Source organism: Croceicoccus mobilis, assembly GCF_001661965.1.
GTDB lineage: Bacteria > Pseudomonadota > Alphaproteobacteria > Sphingomonadales > Sphingomonadaceae > Croceicoccus > Croceicoccus mobilis.
Genome location: NZ_LYWZ01000020.1, coordinates 293,875 through 313,375, shown reverse-complemented (window position 1 = coordinate 313,375; position 19,501 = coordinate 293,875). Strand labels below are relative to the sequence as shown.

Genomic DNA, 19,501 nt, shown 5'->3' with positions numbered 1-19,501 from the left:
CAGAAAGCCCTTCAAAATACTTCGTCGTCGTCACGCGTCCCCAGATGGGCGCGTCGTCATCTGCTGCGGCCTGCCTGCGCAGGTGCGCCGAATGCGCCCGCTTCTACGGCTCGCTCGCCCGCTGATCAGCGGGCCCTTCAGCGCCGGGGTCATGCCCCAGGTAACGGTTCAAACGGGCCAGCAATGCCGTGACACGTCCCGCCGCAGCGCGGTCGGTCAACGCCAGATGGACGACATTGTCGCGGCCCAATGCCACAGACAGTGCGTCCCGGTCCAGTGGCAAGCTGTCTCCAGCCGCGCCGGTCCCTTCCTTATCCTCTCCCACGCGCCATGCCTGGTCCAGCTTTCTGGAGCCATCGGCACCCGCATCGGATGCATGCGCCAGCCAGCGCACCTTGCCCATGCGGGCCGCCTCGGCGATCCGGTCAGACCCGGCGAGGACGTTGCCGCCGCGATATTCGATGCCCAGCCGGGCCGTGAATGCGCGGGTCAGCGCGTCTTCGCACAGATCGGGAAGATCGGCGGGAATGGCAGGCGGCGCGCTCTTGAACCCACGCGCCAGTGCATTCCTCAGATGGCCCTTGTCGATGGCTTCTTCAAGTTCGCCACGCGAAACACCGATCCACGCGCCGCGCCCCGGCGCTTTCGCCAGCGCATCGGGCAGCACCACGGGCTTGCCATCCGCTCCCGGCCCCACGGCAAGGCGCAGCAGCGTGTCACGCGGCGCGATGCGCCCCGTGAGCACGCATTTGCGCATGGGGCCATCGCCCCGCGCGCCAGAGCGGCGGGTGACGGTGCCCTCATCAAATTCGGGCACCTGCTCGTCGATGTCGGAGCTTACGGTCTCATTGCTTGGAGTCCGCATCGGCGGCCTCCTGCATGTTCTCGTCGGCGGCAGTTGCCTCGGCGATGGCTTCGTCGCTCACGGCTTCGGCATCCGAAGACATGGTATCGTCCGAAGGCTGCCCTTCGGTGACGTCTTCCTCGTCCTCGAACCAGTGCGCGCGAGCGGCCATGATGATCTCGTTGCCCTGCTCCTCGCTCAGGCCGTATGCGCCCAGCACGCCGCCCTTGTCCTCGGGGCGCTTGTCGCGCTTCATCGGCGGTCCCTTGTCGGGGCCGCGGCGACGCGGACCTTCGCGGCGCTTGGCGATCAGCTCGTCGGTGGCAAGGTCGGCCAGATCGTCCAGCGTCAGAATGCCTGCACCGCCCAGCACGACCAGCATTTCCTCGGTCAGATGCGGGATTTCGGCCAGCGCGTCCTCGACGCCCATCTCGCGGCGAGCGGCGCGGAAGCTTTCCTCGCGGCGCTCCAGCGCCTCGATCGCACGCGACTGCAGCTCTTCGGCCAGCTCTTCGTCGAAACCTTCGATACCGGCCAGCTCGTCACGCTCGACATAGGCCACTTCCTCCAGCTCGGTGAAGCCTTCGGCCACCAGAAGCTGCGAAAGCGTTTCGTCGACGTCCAGCTCTTCTTCGAACATCTTCGAACGCTCGGCGAATTCCTTCGAGCGCTTCTCGCTCGATTCCGCCTCGGTCATGATGTCGATCTGGCTTTCGGTCAGCTGCGAAGCCAGACGCACGTTCTGACCGCGGCGACCGATCGCAAGCGACAGCTGATCGTCGGGTACGACGACTTCGATGCGGCTTTCTTCCTCGTCGATGACGACGCGGCTGACAGTCGCGGGCTGTAGCGCGTTCACCACGAAAGTCGCGGTGTCCTCACTCCAGGGAATGATGTCGATCTTCTCGCCCTGCAATTCCTGCACGACGGCCTGAACGCGGCTGCCCTTCATGCCGACGCAGGCGCCGACCGGGTCGATGCTGCTGTCATGGCTGATCACGCCGATCTTGGCGCGGCTGCCCGGATCGCGGGCGGCGGCCTTGATCTGGATGATGCCGTCGTAGATCTCGGGCACTTCCTGCGCGAAGAGCTTCTTCATGAACTCGGGGTGCGCACGGCTCAGGAAAATCTGCGGGCCGCGGTTCGAACGCTCGACCTTGAGGATCAGTGCGCGGATGCGTTCGCCGACACGGGCGACTTCGCGCGGGATCTGTTGGTCGCGGCGGATGATGCCTTCGGCGCGGCCGAGGTTCACGATCACGTGACCGAATTCGACCGACTTGATCACGCCGGTGATGACTTCGCCGGCACGGTCCTTGAATTCCTCGTACTGGCGATCACGCTCGGCATCGCGGACCTTCTGGAAGATCACCTGCTTTGCCGACTGCGCGTCGATGCGGCCAAGGTCGACCGGCGGCAGCGGATCGACGATGAAGTCGCCAACCTGCGCGCCATCCTGCAGCTTCTGCGCCTGCTCGACGGAAACCTGCTTGAAATAGTCCTCGACCTCTTCGACCACCTCGACCACGCGCCACAGGCGCAGGTCGCCGGTCTGCGGATCGAGCTTGGCGCGAATATCGTTTTCCGCGCCGTAGCGGTTGCGGGCAGACTTCTGGATCGCTTCTTCCATCGCTTCGATCACGATGGACTTGTCGATCATCTTTTCCGATGCAACCGCGTTGGCGATCGCCAAAAGTTCCGCGCGGTTCGCCGAAATCGCATTAGCCATGTCAGTCTTCCTGATTGGCGAGGCTGTCTGCCCCGTCTTCGGATGTTGATTCCTCAATTTCGTCGGCCCCGGTGGTGTCCAGCGGGGTGGTTGCGGCGATGAGCTTGTTGGTCAGAACCAGCTTTGCCGCGTGAATATCTGCGAAAGGCACTTCGACCCGGCCCATCTTGGCGTCCTCGATGGAAACGGTCTCGCCCTCGATCCCGATCAGATCGCCGTGGAAAGTGCGCTTGTTGCCGACCGGCGCCTCGGCGCTTTTCGACAGGGTGATGCGCGCCTCGTGCCCGGCCCAGTTGGCGAAATCCTTCTGGCGGGTCAGCGGGCGGTCGATGCCCGGCGAGGAAACCTCAAGCCGGTAGGCGCCCTCGATCAGCTCGTCGCCCATCTCTTCGCGCTTGTCGATCGCATCGGAAACGCGGCGCGAGATCGCCATGCACTGGTCGATCACCAGCTGACCGGTATTCCCATCCTCGGCCATGATCTGGAGCGTGCGCTCCTCATCGGCACCGAACAGCTTCACGCGCACGAGATCGTAACCGCAAGCGGTGACTTCCTGTTCGATCAGATCGGTGAGGCGGGCAAGATCGGTCATTCGGTTCCTTGGCAAATCCTTGGGCCCCGACATGTGCCACAAATGCAGAAAATCGCGCCGGTGCCTCGCGGCGCCGGCCCGGCCTTGTGCACGACAATGTCGGGATGAATCGGCAGATAGGCGCAAGTACGCGAAAAAGCAAGTCGCTTGGGCGCTTGCTCAGGCCGCCTTTCCACCGCCGCGTTCTTCCGCTCCTTCGTTCAGGGCGTGCTTCTTGATGCAATGGCGGATCTGGTCATAGCTGAGGCCCAGCGCCTCCGCCGCCTTGCGCTGGTTCCAGCGGTGGCGATCCAAGGCGCTTTCGACGATGGCGCGTTCATGCCCGTCAACCGCGGCGCGCAGGTCGGTAACGGCAGCGAAATCGAACATCGGTCGAATTTCGACAGGCGCCGGCGTGCCAGCCGCAGCTTCTGCCGGTTTCGCCCGATGACTGCTTTTGGGCGCCCAGGGTGAGGCAAAGGGATCGAACACGACTTCGCCCACCGGGCGGCTCCAGTCGTCCCAGCGATAGACGGCGCGCTCGATCACATTCCGCAGTTCGCGAACATTGCCGGGCCATGGATAGGCCTCCAGCTGGTCCATCACGCTTTCGGCGAAACCGGGCCATTCCTCCCACATCAGTTCCACCGCCATGCGGCGGGCGAAGAAATCGGCCAGCACCATGATGTCCCCCTCACGCGCGCGCAGGGGCGGAAGGGTGATGACCTCGAAGCTCAGCCGGTCGAGGAGGTCGGCGCGAAATTCGCCGTGCTCGGCCATGGCGGGCAGATCTTCATTGGTGGCGGCCACGATGCGGACATCGACCTGCACCGGACGGGATGCGCCGATGCGCGTGACTTCGCCATATTCGACCGCGCGCAGCAGGCGTTCCTGCGCCGCCATCGACAGCGTGCCGAGTTCGTCGAGGAAGAGCGTGCCGCCATCGGCCTCTTCGAACCGCCCTGCCCGCGCCTTTGACGCGCCGGTGAACGCGCCCGCCTCGTGACCGAACAGTTCCGCCTCGATCAAGGTCTCGGGCAATGCGGCGCAGTTCATGACGACGAGCGGCTCACCCCAGCGGTCGGACAGGTGGTGAAGTCGTTCGGCGATCAGCTCTTTGCCGGTGCCGCGCTCGCCGATAACAAGAACGGGACGCGACAGGGCGGCCGCGCGCGACGCCCTCTCGACCGCGTCGAGAATGGCGGGCGATTGCCCGACGAATTGCTTGCCTCTATCCATGCGACTTGGCCATGCGCCGATAATTAGCGTAAAATCCCAACTCTTGGCAATTATTTCGCACGCAATTCCGGCCAAAAACTGCCAAGTCATTGATAATACGCGCTTATCTTAAACTGGCACGCTTCCTGCTAATATGTTCATGTATCGCCAAGATGTGGGGACATCATGAACTTCGAACCAGCAACCAGACTGATCGCCAAGGCCGCGAGCCCAGCCATGGTCAGCGTGATTGCCACCGTGACCATGCTGACGTTGAGCGTCTACGCCATCTCCGGCGAGATCTCGGGGTTTTCGCCGGTGTGCAGCCCGCGGATCGCGGCACCGATCACCGCATACGTGTTGGCCTGAAGGTCGAGATAACCCGCGAGAGGATGCGACATGGATGACAAGAACGATCTTTCCCCCGAGACGCCGACCCCGACCCAAAACAGGGCCGACGACATTCGCGCCCTGCGCGACACGCCCTGGGCAGAAAGCGAAAAGGACGCGGGCCGGACCCGCGGCTCGCGCTTTGACCGGGAGGTTGCGCGGCTGCGTCAATCGCGGGACAATAATTCACGCAGCGATCAGGGACGGGAGGAAGACCCGATCCGCTTTCGCGGCGGCAACAGCCTCAGGCAGAACGGAGCCCAATTGATGGGAATATTCAATCGAACCCGTGACATCATCGCCGCGAATTTTTCGGACATGATCGAAAAGGCGGACGATCCGGAAAAGATGATCCGCATGATCATCGTCGAGATGGAAGAGACGCTGGTGGAAGTGCGCGCAGGCGCTGCCCGTACCATCGCCGATCAAAAGGAAATGCAGCGCCACGCGGTCAAGCTGGAACGGCTGCAGGCCGACTGGGCCGACAAGGCGCAGCTCGCCCTGTCGAAGGACCGCGAGGATCTGGCCCGCGCCGCGCTGATGGAAAAGCGCAAGGCGACCGATCTGGCCGCGCAACTGGCTGAGGAAATGGATGTCCTTGAGCAAAGCCTGCGCGCGAACGAGGAAGACATCGCCAAGCTGCAGCAGCGCCTGCGCGAGGCAAGGAGCCGCCAGTCGATGATCGCGGCCCGCCTCGAAAGCGCGGAAAACCGCGTGCGCCTCAGGAAGCTGATGACCACCGAACGCGTCGACGAGGCGCTGGCCCGTTTCGAAATGCTCGAACGCCGGGTGGATTACGCCGAGGGCCACGCCGATGCGCTTGGCATGGCGATGAAGGGCGAGCCCAGCCTGGCCCAGCAGATCGAAGGGTTGTCCGCCCCCGACAAGGTGGACGAGGAACTGGAAGCCATGAAGCGCGCCCTGAAGGGCGATGCGCAGGGCAGCACGGGCAAGGAGGATTGAGGCCGTGGAAGACATCATCGTCATCGTTTGCATTTTCATTGGCCTGCCGTGGATGCTCTTTCACTATGTCACCAAGTGGAAGACCACGCCTTCGCTGACGCAGGGAGACGAGGCCATGCTCGAGGAACTCTACAACCTCGCCAAGCGCCTTGATGACCGCATGGACACAGTCGAGAGGCTCGTCGCCTCCGAGAACACCGACTTTCAGAAGCCCCGCCTGATCGCGGACCAGGAAGCCGACAACGCCAAGCTCGCCGAGCTTGACCGCATGATGAAGGAAAGGACCCGCTGATGGTTACCGAACGCACCCGCTTTTACCGCGACAAGGTCAACGGGAAGTTCCTGGGCGTCAGCGCCGGACTGTCCGACTACACCGGGATCGACGCGATCTGGATCCGCCTCGGCTTTGTCATCACCACGTTGATGATGGGCTGGCCGCTGATCATCTATTTCGCGCTTGGCATGATGGCGTCGAAGAAGCCCGCCCATCTTTATGCCGACACGCAGGAACAGCAGAAGTTCTGGCAGGGCGTGCGCCAGTCGCCGGCCCGTTCGGCGCGCGAGGTGAAGGCCAAGTTCCGCGACATCGATCGCCGCCTGGCCCATGTCGAGGAATATTACGTCTCGTCCAATCGCCAGCTTTCGGCCGAAATCGAAAAGCTGCGCTGAGACAATAGTTTAGGAGGACTGTATATCATGGGTGATCTCATCGGACTGGTTGCGGTTGCCGCACCGTTTGTAATGGTCAGCTTCATCGTCTGGACCAAGCACCAGTCGAAACTTGCCGAAATGCAGGTGGGCGCCACCGCTGAAAAGGCCGCGCAATATGCGCAGCACACGTCGCAGCTGGAAGAGCGCGTTCGCGTGCTGGAGCGCATTGTGACGGCAGAGGGCTATGACCTTGCCCGCCAGATCGAGGCGCTGCGCGACGAGGACAGCGACAAACGGCTGAACCCGCCCGTCACCAGCCCGCGTCACGAGGTTTGAGGAGTAGATCGAAATGAGTTTGTGGAGCGCCATAGTCCTGATCGTGCTGATCGTTTCGGTCACGCAGTTCATGCGCTCGCGCCATAATGCCAGCGTGGGTTTCGCCACCGATGACGAAGGCAGACCCGTTGCCCGCCGCGACACCGCCGAGGAAGAACGCCTGCGCGCCGAGGTTGCCGAGCTGAAGGACCGGGTGAAGGTGCTGGAACGCATCGCCTATGACGAACGGCAGAAGCTGGGTCTCGCCGACGAGATCGAGCTGCTGCGCGACAAGTGAGGAGCTGAGAGATGAGCTTCGAAATCGCTGCCCTGCCCCTGTTTTCGTTTATTGCGCTTTTGGTCGTGACAGGGGCCCTGCTTTACGGCTGGCAGGGCTGGCTGGCGCTGAAAACGCGTGAGCTGGAACAGGGCACTGCCCGCCCCGCCCTCGAACCCGAAGACAAGGGCGTGGCACCCGCCGCTGCCCGCATCGAGATCGCGGATCTGAAAGAACGCATCCGCCGCCTTGAGGCCATCGCCAGCGGGGTCGATCTCTGATCCCCCCTTGCTAGCGGCCCCATGCCCCGCTAGCGCGCTGCACCATGCGCAGCCTTGACGACATCGCCGAAGAATATGAGTTCCTTGAAGGGGACGAACGCTATCGCCTGCTGATAGAGCTGGGCCGAGAGCTGGAACCCATGCCCGCCGCATTGAAGACCGAGGCGACGCAGGTAAAGGGATGCTCCGCCGCCGTCTGGGTCTATCCGACGCGGGTGGAAGAAACCGACAAGCTGCATTTCCTTGCCGACAGCAATGCCGCCATCACCAAGGGGATCGTCGCGCTGGTCATTGCCGCGGTGCAGGACAAGCCAGCCGCACAGGTGGCAGAGACCGACATTGCGGCGCTGCTCGAACCCTTCGACCTCAGGAACCAGCTGTCGTCCAACCGGACGCAGGGGGTGCCCAACATGATCGCGCTGATCCGCGAAACCGCAGGCCGCATCGCAGCTGAGGGCTAGGCTGCCGCCCGCGGTAGGGAAAGCTTGACGAGCAGGCCGCCAAGGTCTTCGCTTTCGTCCAGTTCGACCTTGCCGCCATAGATCTCCACCACGTCGCGCACGATGGCGAGGCCAAGGCCCGTGCCCGGCTTGTTGGTATCGAGCCGCGCGCCGCGAGCGAAAAGCTGTTCGCGATCCTTGGCCGGGATGCCTGCGCCGTCATCCTCCACCCAGATTTCGCACAGCTGCGAACCCGGCATCGCGTCCAGCGTCACGAAAACACTCCCGCCGCCATATTTCGCCGCGTTCTCGATCAGATTGCCAAGGATCTCGTCGAGATCCTGACGCTCGATGGCGACAATCGCGCGCGGCGATCCAGCCGAAGGGCCGGACAGGTCGAAACGGACATGGGCGTAAAGGCGCGAAACCGCCCGTTCCACCGCATCGGCGCTTTCGCGCATGTCGGCGCGCGACAGGCCCGCCGCGCGGCGACCCAGGGCGCGCGCGCGGGCAAGGTGGTGATCGACCTGCCGCCGCATCGCCGCGACCTCGCGCTCCACCATTTCGGGCAGGCCCGGCGCCTTGTCATGCGCGGCATTGTTGAGGACGGTGAGCGGCGTTTTCAATGCATGTGCCAGATTGCCTGCGTGCGCGCGCGCTTCCTCGGCCTGTTTTTCGGAGTGCGCGAGCAGCATGTTGAGCTCCTCCACCATCGGCTGGACCTCCAGCGGCAGCGGTTCCGTCACACGGGTTTCGCCGGTCATGCGGATACGCTGGATCGCGCGGCGAATGCCGCGAAGTGGCGACAGGCCCAGCCATGTCTGCGCCAGCGCCATGGCGATCAGCCCGACGCCCAGAGCCAGAAAGGAGAACAAGAGGATGCGCCGGATGCGCGACAGCTGCACATCCAGCTCTTCGCGGCTGGCGGCGACGACGAACCACCATTGCGTATCGCTGCCCGGCAGGAAGATGGGGCGCTGGATAACGCGCAGCGGCTCTCCCGAAAACTGCCCGCTGTCATAGACCTGCGGCTCCATGTGATCGGATTCGCGCACGGTCAGCGTGCGATCCCACAAAGAGCGCGAGGGAAAATCCTCATGCCCCTTGCCGGTGATCTGCCAATAAAGACCGCTATTGGGTTCAAGGAAACGCTGGTCGCCCAATGGCCTTGAGAAATACACGTCGCCATCCTGCCCCACCTCGACCGAGGCGACCATGGCGGTGAGCATGTAGTCGAGCTGTTCGTCGAAATTGCGGGTGACGAGACCGGTGAGCGTCTGGTTGAGCGCAATGCCCCCGCCCAGCAGCAGCACCGCGATCCACCCCACAGCGATCAGCATCATGCGCCGGGCGAGCGAACCTGTATGGCCCGCGCCAAGGTTTATCTTCGGCCGGATCGGCCCCTTTGGCGCAGATTCGCCCGGCTGCACGCCCCCGACCGTTTGCTCGGACTGGCCAGCCTTGGCGGGTTCACTCTCACCCGGCTCGAGGTGCGAGGACCCTTCCGCCATACCTTAGCTGCGCGGCGCGTCCGTCGGATCGTCGAGGCTGTAGCCAAGGCCGCGAATAGTGGTGATGACATCGGCACCCAGCTTCTTGCGGATGCGGGTGACGAACACCTCGATCGTGTTGGAATCGCGGTCGAAATCCTGATCGTAGATATGCTCGATCAACTCGGTCCGGCTGACGACCTTGCCCTTGTGATGCATCAGATACGACAGGAGCTTGTATTCCTGCGCCGTCAGCTTCACCGGCTCACCCTGCAGCGTGACGCGGCCAGAGCGTGTGTCCAGCCGCACCGGGCCAGCGGTCAGCTCGCTCGACGCATTGCCGGTCGAACGGCGGATCAGCGCGCGCAGGCGGGCGATCAGCTCTTCGGTCTGGAACGGTTTTGCGAGGTAATCGTCGGCGCCTGCGTCAAGGCCGGCAACCTTGTCCGACCAGCTATCACGCGCCGTCAGCACGAGGACGGGGAAATTGCGCCCCTCCTTGCGCCACATGCCCAGAACGGTGAGACCGTCAATCTCAGGCAGGCCAAGGTCGAGCACGACGGCATCGTAATCCTCGGTCGAACCGAGGAAATGGCCATCCTCGCCATCGGTGGACAGGTCGACGGCATAGCCGTTCGCCTCCAGCGTGGACTTGAGCTGGCCACCCAGCGTTGGCTCATCCTCGACGATCAGGATCCGCATGCACTCTCCGAATATGGCGGGCCGCGGAATGGAATGCGGCCCCATGTTACGGCGCAAAAGATGGGGTTGGCGCTACCTCGGGTCAAGGCGTGGCCGGTCAAGTGTCCCCCCAATTATCGGCGCGTGCGAATGACCCGGCCCGAACGGGCGTCGACCTCGACAAATACGACGCGGCCGCCGTCCTCCATGAATTTCAGCCGATAGATCATCGCCCCGCTGTCGAATTCCGGGCCGAGGTAGCGGGCACCGCGCATGCGGGGGATCACGCTCTTCTCGATCTGGCGCAAGGGCAACACATTGCCCGCGCGCAATTCGCGCCGCGCCTCGCCCTGACCGCCCTTGGCCTGATCGGCATGGGCAGGAACGGTAACCGCAGGCACGGCAAGACCTGCCAGCGCAATCGCGGCAACGGCTTTTCGCAAGGAGAGAAAAAGGCTCATGATGAGACCGTGCCTAAGCCAATCGCATTGAACAAGGCGTGAATGTTGCATTTGGCAATCGGAAAGCAACGGGCGTTACCGAGGTGCAACATAGCGGGCAACATACGGGTTTCATTTCACAAGTTCGAAGCTCGTCGATAGCGTGACCTGCGTCGAAACCTGCCCCGGACGCGTCGGTGAAGGCGGCGGCGGCGGAGCGGCAGCCTGGGCGGCGACAGTGCGAACGACCGGCGCGGAAAACCCCATCGATTCGGCGACTGAAAGCAGTTTCACATCCGAATATCCGGCCATGCGCGCATATTCGCGGGCCTGCACGAACGCCTTGGCAAAGGCGGCTTCGCGCGCCTTTGCCCGCGGTTCGCTGTCATCGACCAGCCCCCAGTTCGGGCCGTTGATATTGGTCGCACCAGCCGCGACGAGCGCATCGAGCACTTCACCGACATTGGCGGTATCGCGCAGTTCGATCGACACGGTGTTGCTGGCATCGTAACCGATGAATTTCGGCGGCTGGTTGTTCTGATAATTATACTGCGGGTTCAAGGTTATGCCGCTGGTCTGCACCCGCTCCCTTGGCACACCCAGCGCGTCCAGCCGCTTTAACACGCGGTCCATTTGCGCCGCCGCCTGCTGCATCGCTGCCGTGGCGGTTGCGGCGCGGGTGGTGACGCCTGCGCTCACCATCGCCTTGTCGGGATCGCCCATGACCTGTTCCGACACCTGCAGTTCCACGACGGGGCCGGCCGCGGTGATCTCGACTTCGGCTGCCATGGCGGGGGCGGCGGCGGTAACGCTAGCCACGGTGGCGAAAGCGATTGTGCGGGCGATGGATTGCATGGTCGGATTTCCTCTCTCTTTCCCCGATCAATGGCTTATCCATGCAAAGCGTTCCATGAACCGGTGCTTGCGCACGCGTCTCGCCCCTTCCCGCTTGCGGGCCGCCAACGGGCGGGCTAGGCGCGCGTCTATATGGCTCAACCTCCCGTACTCTCTCTCGAAAACATCGGTTTGCAGCAGGGCGGCCTGCAGGCGAACAATGGCTGGCTTTTCCGCGATCTCGACCTGCATATCGCCCCGCGCGACCGGCTGGCGCTGATCGGCCGCAATGGCGCGGGCAAGACCACGCTGATGAAGCTGATCTCGGGCGAGATCGAGATGGACAAGGGCAAGCGCGTCATCGTGCCCGGCACCCGCGTCGTCACGCTGGAGCAGGAGCCCGATTTTTCGGGCTGCAAGACGCTGATGGAATATGCGCTGGGCGGTGAAGATGCGCCCCAGCAGTTCGAGGTGGAGGCGATCGCCAGCCAGATCGGCATCGACATGACCCGCGATCCGGCAGCGGCCAGCGGCGGCGAAAAGCGCCGCGCCGCCATCGCCCGCGCATTGGCGAGCGAACCCGACGTGCTGCTGCTTGACGAGCCGACCAACCATCTCGACCTCACCGCCATCGACTGGCTGGAGGATTGGCTCAACCGCTACACCGGCGCGTTCGTCACCATCAGCCATGACCGAACCTTCCTCACCCGCCTGACCCGCGCGACCCTGTGGCTCGACCGCGGATCGCTGCGGCGCAAGGAAGTGGGCTTTGGCGGCTATGAGGCATGGGAAGACCAGATCTATGCCGAGGAAGCGCGGGCGGCCGAAAAGCTGGATGCGAAGCTGAAGCTGGAAGCGCATTGGCTGCAGCGCGGCGTGACCGCGCGGCGCAAGCGCAATCAGGGGCGGCTCGAAAAGCTCTGGGAAATGCGCGCGACGCGGGCGGCGATGATCAACCCGCAGGGCGCGGCGAAGATGAAGCTCGCCAGCGATGACAACAAGACCAAGAGCGTCATCACCGCCGAGCATATTTCCAAGTCATTCGGTGACCGCACGGTCATCAAGGATTTCTCCCTCCGTATCCAGCGCGGCGACCGCATCGGCATCGTCGGCGGCAATGGCGCCGGCAAGACCACGCTCCTGAAAATGCTGACGGGCGAGCTTGAGCCCGACACTGGCGAGGTCAAGCTCGCCAATACGCTGTCGGGCGTGATGATCGACCAGCAGCGCAGCCTGCTCTCGGATGAAAAGACCGTGCGCGACGTGCTGGCCGAGGGCGGCGACTGGATCGATGTGCGCGGGGTCAGAAAGCACATTCAGGGCTATCTGAAAGAGTTCCTCTTCGATCCAAGCCTTGTCGAGGCCAAGGTCGGCACTTTGTCCGGCGGCGAACGTTCGCGCCTGCTGCTGGCACGGGAATTTTCGCGCACCTCCAACCTGCTGGTGCTGGACGAGCCGACCAACGATCTCGATCTCGAAACGCTGGACCTGTTGCAGGAAGTCATCGCGGATTATGACGGCACCGTGCTGATCGTCAGCCATGATCGCGACTTCCTCGACCGAACCGTCACCGTGACCCTGGGCCTCGATGGCAGCGGCACGGTCGACATCATTGCTGGCGGCTACGCCGACTGGGAGCGCAAGAGGAAGGAGGTCGGCCAGAACCGGTCGGCTGCGAAGAAGAGCGCGCCCACACCGCCGCCCCCGCCACAAAAGAAGACCAAGCTCAGCTACAAGGACCAGCGCGATTACGACCTGCTTCCGGGCAGGATCGAAGAGCTGGAAGGCGAGATCGCGGCGAACGAGGAAGCCTTGGCCGATCCCGACCTCTACACCGCCAATCCCGACAAGTTCGCGAAGCTGACCGCGAAACTCGAAAAACTGCGCGGCGAAAAGGACGCGGCCGAGGAACGCTGGCTGGAACTGGCCGAGGAAGTGGAGCGGCTCGATAGCTGAGCCGCCCCTCCTTCGCAGGTCAGGCCATCTGGCTTTCGATCCACACGTCGATGCGCTGTTCCAATAGGCTTAGCGGCATCGTACCTTCGTCGAGGATGGTGTGGAACTGGCGCAGGTCGAAGGCACTGCCCAGCTTCGTTTCGGCGCGGCTGCGCAATTCGCGCCACTTGTTCTGCCCGATCTTGTAGCTGCAGGCCTGCCCCGGCCAGATGCAGTAACGCTGGATCTCTGCGCGTGAAGCGCCCGGAGTATATCCCACGGCATCGATGAAATATTGCGTCGCCTTGTCCACGCTCCACTGCTTGGAATGGAGGCCGGTATCGACCACGAGCCGCGCCGCCCGGAACAGCCAGCTCTGCAGCGCGCCGAGCTTTTCGACACCCTCATATCCGCCCAGTTCGTCGGCGACCTGCTCGGCATAGAGCGCCCAGCCTTCACCATAGGATGACATCCAGTAGTTCTTGAGCAGCAGCGGCGTATTGCCCGCCTCCTGCACCAGGCTGCCCTGCAAGTGATGACCGGGCACGCCTTCATGATAGGTCAGTGCTGGCAGCGTGTATTTCGGCCAGTCCGCCGGGTTCTTGAGGTTGATGTAATAGCGCGCGGGGCGAGAGCCATCGAGCGACGCGCTTTCGTAATAGCCCATCGCGGCGCTGTCCTCGATTTCTGCGGGGACGGCGTAAATCTCCATCGGCTGGGTCGGCACCCGGGCAAAAGCCTGCGGCAGTTTGGCCCACATCGCCTTCGTGCCTTCGTTCAGCGAACCGATCAGCGCCGCGTGACCTTCGGGCGTATCGGGATAGATCTGGTCGGGTCTTTCGTTCAGCGCGGTCAGCCGCTCTCCCACCGAACCGGACGTAAGCCCCTCTTTCGCCAACAGCATATCGAGTTCGGCGGTCAATTCCGCGACCTGATCGAGGCCGACCTTGTGTATTTCATCCGCCGTCATGCTGGTGGTGGTGTAATGGGCAAGGCCGCGGCGATAGATCTCATCGCCTTGGGGCACGCGCCAGATGCCATCGCCCGCGGCGGCGGCGGGGATGATGTCGGCAAGCATGGCCGACTGGCGGGCAAAGGCAGGTTGCACGATGTTCTGTACGATCGTGGTGGCGCGCGCCGTCCAGTCACCGGAAAGCCCGTTTGCTTCGGCCCGCTGGACAAGCGAACCGACCAGCCGCGTCTGCGCTGCATCGGCACCGGCGATCGCATCGATACCGCGCTTCGCGATTTCAAGTGACCATGCCGGCGCCGCATAGCCCTTTGCCGCCTGTTCGCGCTGTAGCGCGCTTTCCTGATCCACTGCCTCGCCCAGCGCGGTCAGGCGGTCGAGATAGGCTTCCGCGTCCTCGACCGTCTGCACCGGATGCTTGGTGTCGAGGAAGCTGGGGACATAGCTGTAGATCGCGCCCATGTGGCTCATCACATACGGAGAGCCCGCCCCCTGCATGCCGAATTCGCGGCCATTAAGCCGCTGCTCGAGCATGTGTTCCACCACCTGTTGCCGGATATGCTCCTGTACGGAAAGTCCATCGGCAGGGATCGCGCGCACATCGGCCAGCATGGTCTCGGCATGGGAGATATGGGCATCGACCGCGGCGCGACCGAACCCATCGAGCCGATGGCGTGCCCATGCCCCCTGCCCCGTATCGATGCCGAGATCGGTCATCGCCATCGGGCTCATCTGCATGTCGCGCATGAAAATCGCATCCATGGCAGAAGCAAGCCGCGTCGAAGCAGTGGTTTCGGCAAGAGCCGTTCCGGCAAAGGAAAAGGCGATGGCGGCCGTGCCGGTGCCGGCAAGGAATTGTCTGCGATGCATGATAGCGACCCTGAAGAATCTGGTTTCCGTGGAAACGGGAATTGCCACGCCGCCATCGCCCGATCAAGACTCAGCCGATACGATAGAACTGCGCCACCCGGTCGAGCGCGAGGCCCAGCACAAGCTTGCCGCTGCGCGCTGGCCAGCCCATCGTCTTTTCCGCTGCGCCCACCGCTTCGCCAGAGCAGACGACGCGCCAGAGAATGTCGGACAGCCCCGGTCCCGCCATTGCGGTTGCCTTGTCGAACCGCGCCTTGGCGGCGATCTGTCGCTCGCCCGGCTCCAGCCCGCGGTCGGAGTTGCTGCCGCTAATGCGCACCGGGTCCCAGCGCATGGTGATCGACGGGGCCATCTGCGCCCGCTCCCAATCGGCGCGCAGGCGCTCGCCCGCCTCGTATTGCCGTTCGGTCAGGTGGCCATGCGCATAAAGCCAGCCCAGCGGCGATTCCTTGAGATTGACGGTGACGCTACGCCCACGCCTTGACGCGCCGCCCTTGTAGCTTTTCGAAATGCGGCGCGGCCCCTCGCTGGTCAGTTCGCGGGTGACATATTCGCCAGCCCCTTCGTGCAGACTTGCGGCATTCTTGCTCATCGCGGCGCTCCCTCTTGATAATTGCCACGGTGGGCTTGCGCGGGAGAGCGGTGTGTAGGAAAATAAAACCTGACCGGTTAATTTTAACGCGTCGGGATAACCGCATGATCAATCGCATCCGCACCATCCGCAAGGAAAAGGGCCTGACGCTGGCCGGGCTTGCCACCGCCTGCACGCCGCCCACCACGCCGCAGACCATCGGCAGGCTGGAAACGGGCATGCGCACGCTTTCCATCGACTGGCTGAACCGCATCGCCGATGCGCTGCAGGTCGCGCCAGAGGCGCTGCTGGAAAGCGAACGCGACGAAGCGGTGATGGTCGTGGCAAAACTGACCGAAGCTGGCGCGGAACCGCTGACCGCCCCGCGAGAGGCGCCCGAACCCATCGCCATGCTGGGCAACGGACCGCTCTCGGTGATGGAAATCGACGCGATGGCGGGCGAGTACCGGGTGGGCGACCGGCTGTGGATGCGGCACATCGCGCCGCACGATCGCGCCCGCGCCATTAATCGCGACGTGCTGGTGCCGCGCCCCGGCGGGCGCTTTGCCTTTGGCCGGTTGATTGATTTCAGCGATGACATGGTGGCGCTGCTGCCGCCAGGGGCTGGTCACCGCCAGATCGTGGTGAAGGAGCCGGCCTGGCTGGCGCAGGCGGTGCTGCTGATCAGGGCGCTCTAGGCCGGTCAGCCCTCGATCAGCTTGCCCTCTTCCGCTGGCGCTTCACCCTGCGGCACCGGCTTGGCCAGTGCGAGCAGCGCCATATAGGGCGCGGCGAAAAAGCGCAGCGACAGGAAGCCGTAGACGCTGCCGACCAGCAGGGCAAAGCCCGTGCCCAGCACCGGCGTGGACCAGAGCATGAAAGCGGCAATGGCGAAGGTGATCGCACCCAGCACCATTTCCGGGATCGTGCACGACAGCGCCGAGACGAACCCGCCGCTTTCGCCGAACTTGGGGGTGCGGCGCCACGCATGCGGCTTGTTCGACAGGCCTGCCACGCCTGAAATCAGCACGATATAGGTAAGCGATGCGCGCGCGATCTCACCACGGATCATGTCGGGGATGCGGTGGCATCCCGTCAGGCGATAGCGGTGCCAGTTGCGGACAAGGCCCGTGGCGAGGCCCAGCCCGATCATCGGCCAGGTGATGGGGGCAAGCTGGATCGGATCCATCGCGCCCAGCAGCACGGCAACCGCGATGGCGGTGACGCCGATCAGGCCCAGCACCAACCCCGACAGGGTATGCAGTGGCGCGGAGCAGCGCAGCACTTCCAAGAGCTTCGTCCAGCCCGGCATGGGCCGCGCATAAGGCTCGGGCAGGAACAGCTTCCAGTGGCGGCGCAGCTGCTGCACCGGCCCTGCGGTCCAGCGGAAACGCTGCTTCTTGTAATCATCGAACCCGTCGGGGATCAGGCCGCGGCCAAAGGTTTCGCCCAGATACATGCCGCGATAGCCCGCGGCGCGCAGGCGCACGGATACTTCCGAATCCTCGGTCAGGCACCATTCGGCCCAGCCGCCGACCCGGCGCAGCCCCTCGGCGCGCAGCAGGCACATGGTGCCGATGGTGAAGGCGCCGCCATATTCGGACACGCCGCACATATCGACCTTGTTGTTGGGCATGTATTCCCAGTGACAGCCGGTCAGATAGGCATTGCCTTCGTATTCGCGGTAATCATGCGGGGTCTGGAGATATCCCACGCGCTTGTCACGGAAGAACGGCACGAGACGCGACAGGAAATCGGGCGTGGCGAGGTAGTCGGCATCAATCACCGACACGATTTCCGCCGTGGGGTCCATGCGGCCGTCGAGCACCCAGTTCAGAGCACCGGCCTTGGCTCCGGGCAGCGGGGCGACGTGGAAAAAGCGGAACACCTCGCGCCCAAGCCGGCGATTGAGCAGCTCGGCATGCGCTTCCAGCGGACGCCACAGCGCCTCGTCCTTGGTATTGTTGTCGATGACGATGACTTCGAAATTCTGGTAATCCTGCGCGGCAAGGCAATCCATCGTCTGCTTCACCACCTGCGGCGGCTCGGCATAGCACGGCAGGTGCACCGATACGCGCGGCTCGAACGGTTCTTCGTGCGCGGCAACGCGGCGATGGCTGCGCAGCGGCTGTTCGCCCGGCTGCGGGGCGCGATTGGGCAGGCGCCAGTGCTGATGCGTAAGCGATGCTTCGCGGGCGATACGCTCGATCCAGCCAAGATAGCCGATGCCCATGGCGATGGTCGCGGCCAGATACAGCGCCGCCTCGTTCCAGAAAGGCAGGTCGATTTCGTTGATGAGAAGGCACAGCCACCACCAGCTGACGGCAACGGCAAGCGCCTCGACCGAAAGCCATGCCATGCCCGGCAGGGTCAGGCGCCAGCCCATGGTCTGACGCAGCGACAGGGCGAGCAGGAACGCGCCCAGCGGCACCAGCAAGGTACGCACCTCGCCAAACACCGCCGCCGTCACGCCAAAGGCGAGCGCGGTGATGATCGAAAGCTCGATGATATTGCGCGGCAGGTAACCGCCGATGCGCATATCGCCCTTCAGGTTGATCCACCCGCCCAGCTGCTGATCGCCCGCGATGGTGTCGCGGCGATAGGCGGACCATACCGCGACACAAAATGTCAGCAGGCCCAGGAACAGCATCCACGGATCGAAATCGGCGCGTGCGGGTATCGGCAAAATATCAGCTCACATAGTTGATACAAACGGCGAGAAACAAACGCCCTCCCTTCATGCGAAATTCGCGTCGTCGCGGACCGGGAAAGCGGCAAAACGCGCCGCCGGGGTCAGCGTGAAGGGATCGGCATTACTTGAAGTCGGCAGTCGACCACGAATCGCTGCGAGCGATCGAACTGCGCTGTTACTGCGCGTTACAATGGTTAACGCGCCAAGGCGAGCAAGGACGGGCGCGACGAAATGCCCCAAAACCGCCACAATCGGTTTAATGCGGGCGCTAAACGCGAAAACGCCGGGGCAAGGCGGCTGGCCCTGCCCCGGCGCTGATTTCGCCGGAAGTGTCGAAGAAGGGTCAGCCCTCTCCGCGCGCGAGGCGTTCCTGCCGGTCCGTTTCGCTTTCCTTGGGCACGAAGCTGTCGGACTTGACCTTGAGCCAGATCAGGATGGGCGCTGCCATGTAGATCGAGCTGTAGGTACCGACGAAAATGCCGAAGGCGATCGCGGTGGCGAAGCCGAAGGTCATGGCCGGACCGATGATCATCAGCGCGACCAGCACGACCAGCGTGGTGAGCGAGGTGACGACCGTGCGCGAGAGCGTTTCATTGACCGAGAGGTCGAGGAGTTCAGCCATCGGCATCTTGCGATATTTCTTCAGGTTCTCGCGGATGCGGTCATAGACGACGATCGTGTCGTTCAGCGAGTAGCCGATGATGGCCAGAATCGCGGCAACGATGTTGAGGTCGAACTCCATCCCCGTGACCGCGAACAGGCCAAGCGTGAGCGACACGTCGTGCACTAGCGCGAACAAGGCGCCCACGCCGAACTGCCATTCGAAACGGATCCAGATATAGATCGCGATCATCACCATGGCCGCCAGCAGTGCGAGCATGCCGGTCTCGAACAATTCGCTCGACACCTTGCCCGATACCGAATCGACGCCGTCGATACGCACCCCGGGGTGATTTTCCTGCATGCTGGAGGTGATCTGCCGCGCCATCTGGTCGGCGAGATCCTTGGCCGCAGCCGCACCTTCGCTGCTTTCGGGCAGACGCATGCGGATCGACACCTCGTTCGGCTCGCCGAAGCGCTGGATGATCGGCGCACCATAGCCAAGGCCGCCAATCTCGTCGCGGAGTTCACCCACGGGCGCTTCGGCGTCCTGCGTGAAGGTGGCGCGGATCATCTGGCCGCCGACGAAATCGACGCCGAGATTGAGCCCATTGGTGGCCACCATCGCCCAGCTTGCCGCCATCAGCAGCAGCGAGATGATATAGAACGGCACGCGCCAGCGCAGGAAGCGGACATTGGTGTCGTCGGGAACGAGCTTGAGAAGTCGCATAGTTCAGCC

General features: G+C 63.6%; 22 protein-coding genes. 10 read left to right on the top strand and 12 right to left on the bottom strand.

Translation table 11 applies throughout. The annotated features are described in order from the left end of the window. Positions 1 to 103: 103 nt before the first annotated feature. The 4 genes from A9D13_RS06700 to pspF form a co-directional block, all read right to left on the bottom strand. Complete coding sequence (locus A9D13_RS06700) at positions 104 to 865, bottom strand: DUF448 domain-containing protein (protein ID WP_066771751.1); 762 nt, start codon at positions 863 to 865, stop codon at positions 104 to 106. Beyond that, positions 846 to 2,573, bottom strand: coding sequence for a transcription termination factor NusA (nusA, locus tag A9D13_RS06695; protein ID WP_066771750.1), 1,728 nt, complete (start codon positions 2,571 to 2,573; stop codon positions 846 to 848). The genes A9D13_RS06700 and nusA overlap by 20 nt, the downstream gene beginning before the upstream one ends. Position 2,574: 1 nt before the next feature. After that, positions 2,575 to 3,165 (bottom strand): ribosome maturation protein RimP, encoded by a 591-nt coding sequence (gene rimP / locus A9D13_RS06690; RefSeq protein WP_066771749.1) that lies wholly within the window; start codon positions 3,163 to 3,165, stop codon positions 2,575 to 2,577. 159 nt (positions 3,166 to 3,324) lie between these two features. Then, positions 3,325 to 4,383 (bottom strand): phage shock protein operon transcriptional activator, encoded by a 1,059-nt coding sequence (gene pspF, locus A9D13_RS06685; RefSeq protein WP_066771744.1) that lies wholly within the window; start codon positions 4,381 to 4,383, stop codon positions 3,325 to 3,327. 165 nt (positions 4,384 to 4,548) lie between these two features. Between pspF and A9D13_RS20440 the strand changes: the two genes are divergently transcribed. The 8 genes from A9D13_RS20440 to A9D13_RS06650 are packed head-to-tail and all read left to right on the top strand — an operon-like array spanning position 4,549 to position 7,700. Then, on the top strand, positions 4,549 to 4,731 hold the full coding sequence (locus A9D13_RS20440; protein ID WP_156521942.1) for a hypothetical protein: 183 nt from the start codon (positions 4,549 to 4,551) through the stop codon (positions 4,729 to 4,731). Positions 4,732 to 4,761: 30 nt separating this feature from the next. Continuing rightward, entirely contained in the window at positions 4,762 to 5,715 is a 954-nt protein-coding gene (gene pspA / locus A9D13_RS06680; protein WP_082922178.1) for a phage shock protein PspA, read from the top strand. A 4-nt stretch (positions 5,716 to 5,719) separates the two neighbouring features. Then, positions 5,720 to 6,007 (top strand): envelope stress response membrane protein PspB, encoded by a 288-nt coding sequence (pspB, locus tag A9D13_RS06675; protein ID WP_229665402.1) that lies wholly within the window; start codon positions 5,720 to 5,722, stop codon positions 6,005 to 6,007. Beyond that, complete coding sequence (gene pspC, locus A9D13_RS06670) at positions 6,007 to 6,384, top strand: envelope stress response membrane protein PspC (protein ID WP_066771742.1); 378 nt, start codon at positions 6,007 to 6,009, stop codon at positions 6,382 to 6,384. The genes pspB and pspC overlap by 1 nt, the downstream gene beginning before the upstream one ends. A gap of 27 nt (positions 6,385 to 6,411) precedes the next feature. After that, on the top strand, positions 6,412 to 6,702 hold the full coding sequence (locus A9D13_RS06665) for a hypothetical protein (protein WP_066771741.1): 291 nt from the start codon (positions 6,412 to 6,414) through the stop codon (positions 6,700 to 6,702). A gap of 13 nt (positions 6,703 to 6,715) precedes the next feature. Further along, entirely contained in the window at positions 6,716 to 6,979 is a 264-nt protein-coding gene (locus A9D13_RS06660; RefSeq protein ID WP_066771736.1) for a hypothetical protein, read from the top strand. A gap of 11 nt (positions 6,980 to 6,990) precedes the next feature. Further along, the gene (locus tag A9D13_RS06655; protein ID WP_066771735.1) at positions 6,991 to 7,239 is read left to right on the top strand and encodes a hypothetical protein; all 249 of its coding nucleotides are present in this window, start codon (positions 6,991 to 6,993) and stop codon (positions 7,237 to 7,239) included. Between the two features lie 44 nt (positions 7,240 to 7,283). Continuing rightward, entirely contained in the window at positions 7,284 to 7,700 is a 417-nt protein-coding gene (locus A9D13_RS06650; RefSeq protein ID WP_066771734.1) for a SufE family protein, read from the top strand. Here A9D13_RS06650 and A9D13_RS06645 read toward each other — a convergent pair. From A9D13_RS06645 to A9D13_RS06630, 4 genes are all read right to left on the bottom strand, one after another. Next, the gene (locus A9D13_RS06645) at positions 7,697 to 9,022 is read right to left on the bottom strand and encodes a sensor histidine kinase (protein ID WP_082922186.1); all 1,326 of its coding nucleotides are present in this window, start codon (positions 9,020 to 9,022) and stop codon (positions 7,697 to 7,699) included. The two genes, A9D13_RS06650 and A9D13_RS06645, sit on opposite strands and share 4 nt — an antisense overlap. A gap of 171 nt (positions 9,023 to 9,193) precedes the next feature. Next, on the bottom strand, positions 9,194 to 9,871 hold the full coding sequence (locus A9D13_RS06640; RefSeq protein ID WP_066771733.1) for a response regulator transcription factor: 678 nt from the start codon (positions 9,869 to 9,871) through the stop codon (positions 9,194 to 9,196). A gap of 113 nt (positions 9,872 to 9,984) precedes the next feature. Further along, complete coding sequence (locus tag A9D13_RS06635) at positions 9,985 to 10,311, bottom strand: PepSY domain-containing protein (protein WP_066771731.1); 327 nt, start codon at positions 10,309 to 10,311, stop codon at positions 9,985 to 9,987. Positions 10,312 to 10,422: 111 nt separating this feature from the next. Beyond that, positions 10,423 to 11,145: an SIMPL domain-containing protein gene (locus A9D13_RS06630; RefSeq protein WP_066771729.1), complete on the bottom strand. Its 723-nt coding sequence runs from the start codon at positions 11,143 to 11,145 to the stop codon at positions 10,423 to 10,425. Between the two features lie 132 nt (positions 11,146 to 11,277). On the opposite strand from A9D13_RS06630, the gene A9D13_RS06625 reads away from it, so the two are divergent. Beyond that, entirely contained in the window at positions 11,278 to 13,080 is a 1,803-nt protein-coding gene (locus A9D13_RS06625; RefSeq protein ID WP_066771727.1) for an ABC-F family ATP-binding cassette domain-containing protein, read from the top strand. Positions 13,081 to 13,099: 19 nt separating this feature from the next. Here A9D13_RS06625 and A9D13_RS06620 read toward each other — a convergent pair whose 3' ends face one another. Beyond that, the gene (locus A9D13_RS06620; RefSeq protein ID WP_066771726.1) at positions 13,100 to 14,899 is read right to left on the bottom strand and encodes a DUF885 domain-containing protein; all 1,800 of its coding nucleotides are present in this window, start codon (positions 14,897 to 14,899) and stop codon (positions 13,100 to 13,102) included. A 70-nt stretch (positions 14,900 to 14,969) separates the two neighbouring features. After that, positions 14,970 to 15,491, bottom strand: a complete 522-nt coding sequence (locus tag A9D13_RS06615) for a DUF6456 domain-containing protein (RefSeq protein WP_066771725.1) — start codon at positions 15,489 to 15,491, stop codon at positions 14,970 to 14,972. 104 nt (positions 15,492 to 15,595) lie between these two features. Between A9D13_RS06615 and A9D13_RS06610 the strand changes: the two genes are divergently transcribed. Beyond that, positions 15,596 to 16,168, top strand: a complete 573-nt coding sequence (locus A9D13_RS06610; RefSeq protein WP_066771723.1) for a helix-turn-helix domain-containing protein — start codon at positions 15,596 to 15,598, stop codon at positions 16,166 to 16,168. 5 nt (positions 16,169 to 16,173) lie between these two features. Here the strand turns inward: A9D13_RS06610 and A9D13_RS06605 are convergent, their stop codons facing one another. Next, on the bottom strand, positions 16,174 to 18,156 hold the full coding sequence (locus A9D13_RS06605; protein WP_066771721.1) for a glycosyltransferase: 1,983 nt from the start codon (positions 18,154 to 18,156) through the stop codon (positions 16,174 to 16,176). A 349-nt stretch (positions 18,157 to 18,505) separates the two neighbouring features. Continuing rightward, positions 18,506 to 19,492 carry a protein translocase subunit SecF gene (secF, locus tag A9D13_RS06600; protein ID WP_066771719.1) on the bottom strand — a complete coding sequence of 329 codons (987 nt, stop codon included), beginning with the start codon at positions 19,490 to 19,492 and terminating at the stop codon, positions 18,506 to 18,508. Positions 19,493 to 19,501: the final 9 nt, after the last annotated feature.

Bases quoted from the DNA above. Each gene is read 5' to 3' on its own strand.
- A9D13_RS06700 (WP_066771751.1), bottom strand. From the start codon at position 865: ATGCGGACTCCAAGCAATGAGACCGTAAGCTCCGACATCGACGAGCAG.
- nusA (WP_066771750.1), bottom strand. From the start codon at position 2,573: ATGGCTAATGCGATTTCGGCGAACCGCGCGGAACTTTTGGCGATCGCC.
- rimP (WP_066771749.1), bottom strand. From the start codon at position 3,165: ATGACCGATCTTGCCCGCCTCACCGATCTGATCGAACAGGAAGTCACC.
- pspF (WP_066771744.1), bottom strand. From the start codon at position 4,383: ATGGATAGAGGCAAGCAATTCGTCGGGCAATCGCCCGCCATTCTCGAC.
- A9D13_RS20440 (WP_156521942.1), top strand. From the start codon at position 4,549: ATGAACTTCGAACCAGCAACCAGACTGATCGCCAAGGCCGCGAGCCCA.
- pspA (WP_082922178.1), top strand. From the start codon at position 4,762: ATGGATGACAAGAACGATCTTTCCCCCGAGACGCCGACCCCGACCCAA.
- pspC (WP_066771742.1), top strand. From the start codon at position 6,007: ATGGTTACCGAACGCACCCGCTTTTACCGCGACAAGGTCAACGGGAAG.
- A9D13_RS06665 (WP_066771741.1), top strand. From the start codon at position 6,412: ATGGGTGATCTCATCGGACTGGTTGCGGTTGCCGCACCGTTTGTAATG.
- A9D13_RS06660 (WP_066771736.1), top strand. From the start codon at position 6,716: ATGAGTTTGTGGAGCGCCATAGTCCTGATCGTGCTGATCGTTTCGGTC.
- A9D13_RS06655 (WP_066771735.1), top strand. From the start codon at position 6,991: ATGAGCTTCGAAATCGCTGCCCTGCCCCTGTTTTCGTTTATTGCGCTT.
- A9D13_RS06650 (WP_066771734.1), top strand. From the start codon at position 7,284: ATGCGCAGCCTTGACGACATCGCCGAAGAATATGAGTTCCTTGAAGGG.
- A9D13_RS06645 (WP_082922186.1), bottom strand. From the start codon at position 9,022: ATGATGCTGATCGCTGTGGGGTGGATCGCGGTGCTGCTGCTGGGCGGG.
- A9D13_RS06640 (WP_066771733.1), bottom strand. From the start codon at position 9,871: ATGCGGATCCTGATCGTCGAGGATGAGCCAACGCTGGGTGGCCAGCTC.
- A9D13_RS06635 (WP_066771731.1), bottom strand. From the start codon at position 10,311: ATGAGCCTTTTTCTCTCCTTGCGAAAAGCCGTTGCCGCGATTGCGCTG.
- A9D13_RS06630 (WP_066771729.1), bottom strand. From the start codon at position 11,145: ATGCAATCCATCGCCCGCACAATCGCTTTCGCCACCGTGGCTAGCGTT.
- A9D13_RS06625 (WP_066771727.1), top strand. From the start codon at position 11,278: ATGGCTCAACCTCCCGTACTCTCTCTCGAAAACATCGGTTTGCAGCAG.
- A9D13_RS06620 (WP_066771726.1), bottom strand. From the start codon at position 14,899: ATGCATCGCAGACAATTCCTTGCCGGCACCGGCACGGCCGCCATCGCC.
- A9D13_RS06615 (WP_066771725.1), bottom strand. From the start codon at position 15,491: ATGAGCAAGAATGCCGCAAGTCTGCACGAAGGGGCTGGCGAATATGTC.
- A9D13_RS06610 (WP_066771723.1), top strand. From the start codon at position 15,596: ATGATCAATCGCATCCGCACCATCCGCAAGGAAAAGGGCCTGACGCTG.
- secF (WP_066771719.1), bottom strand. From the start codon at position 19,492: ATGCGACTTCTCAAGCTCGTTCCCGACGACACCAATGTCCGCTTCCTG.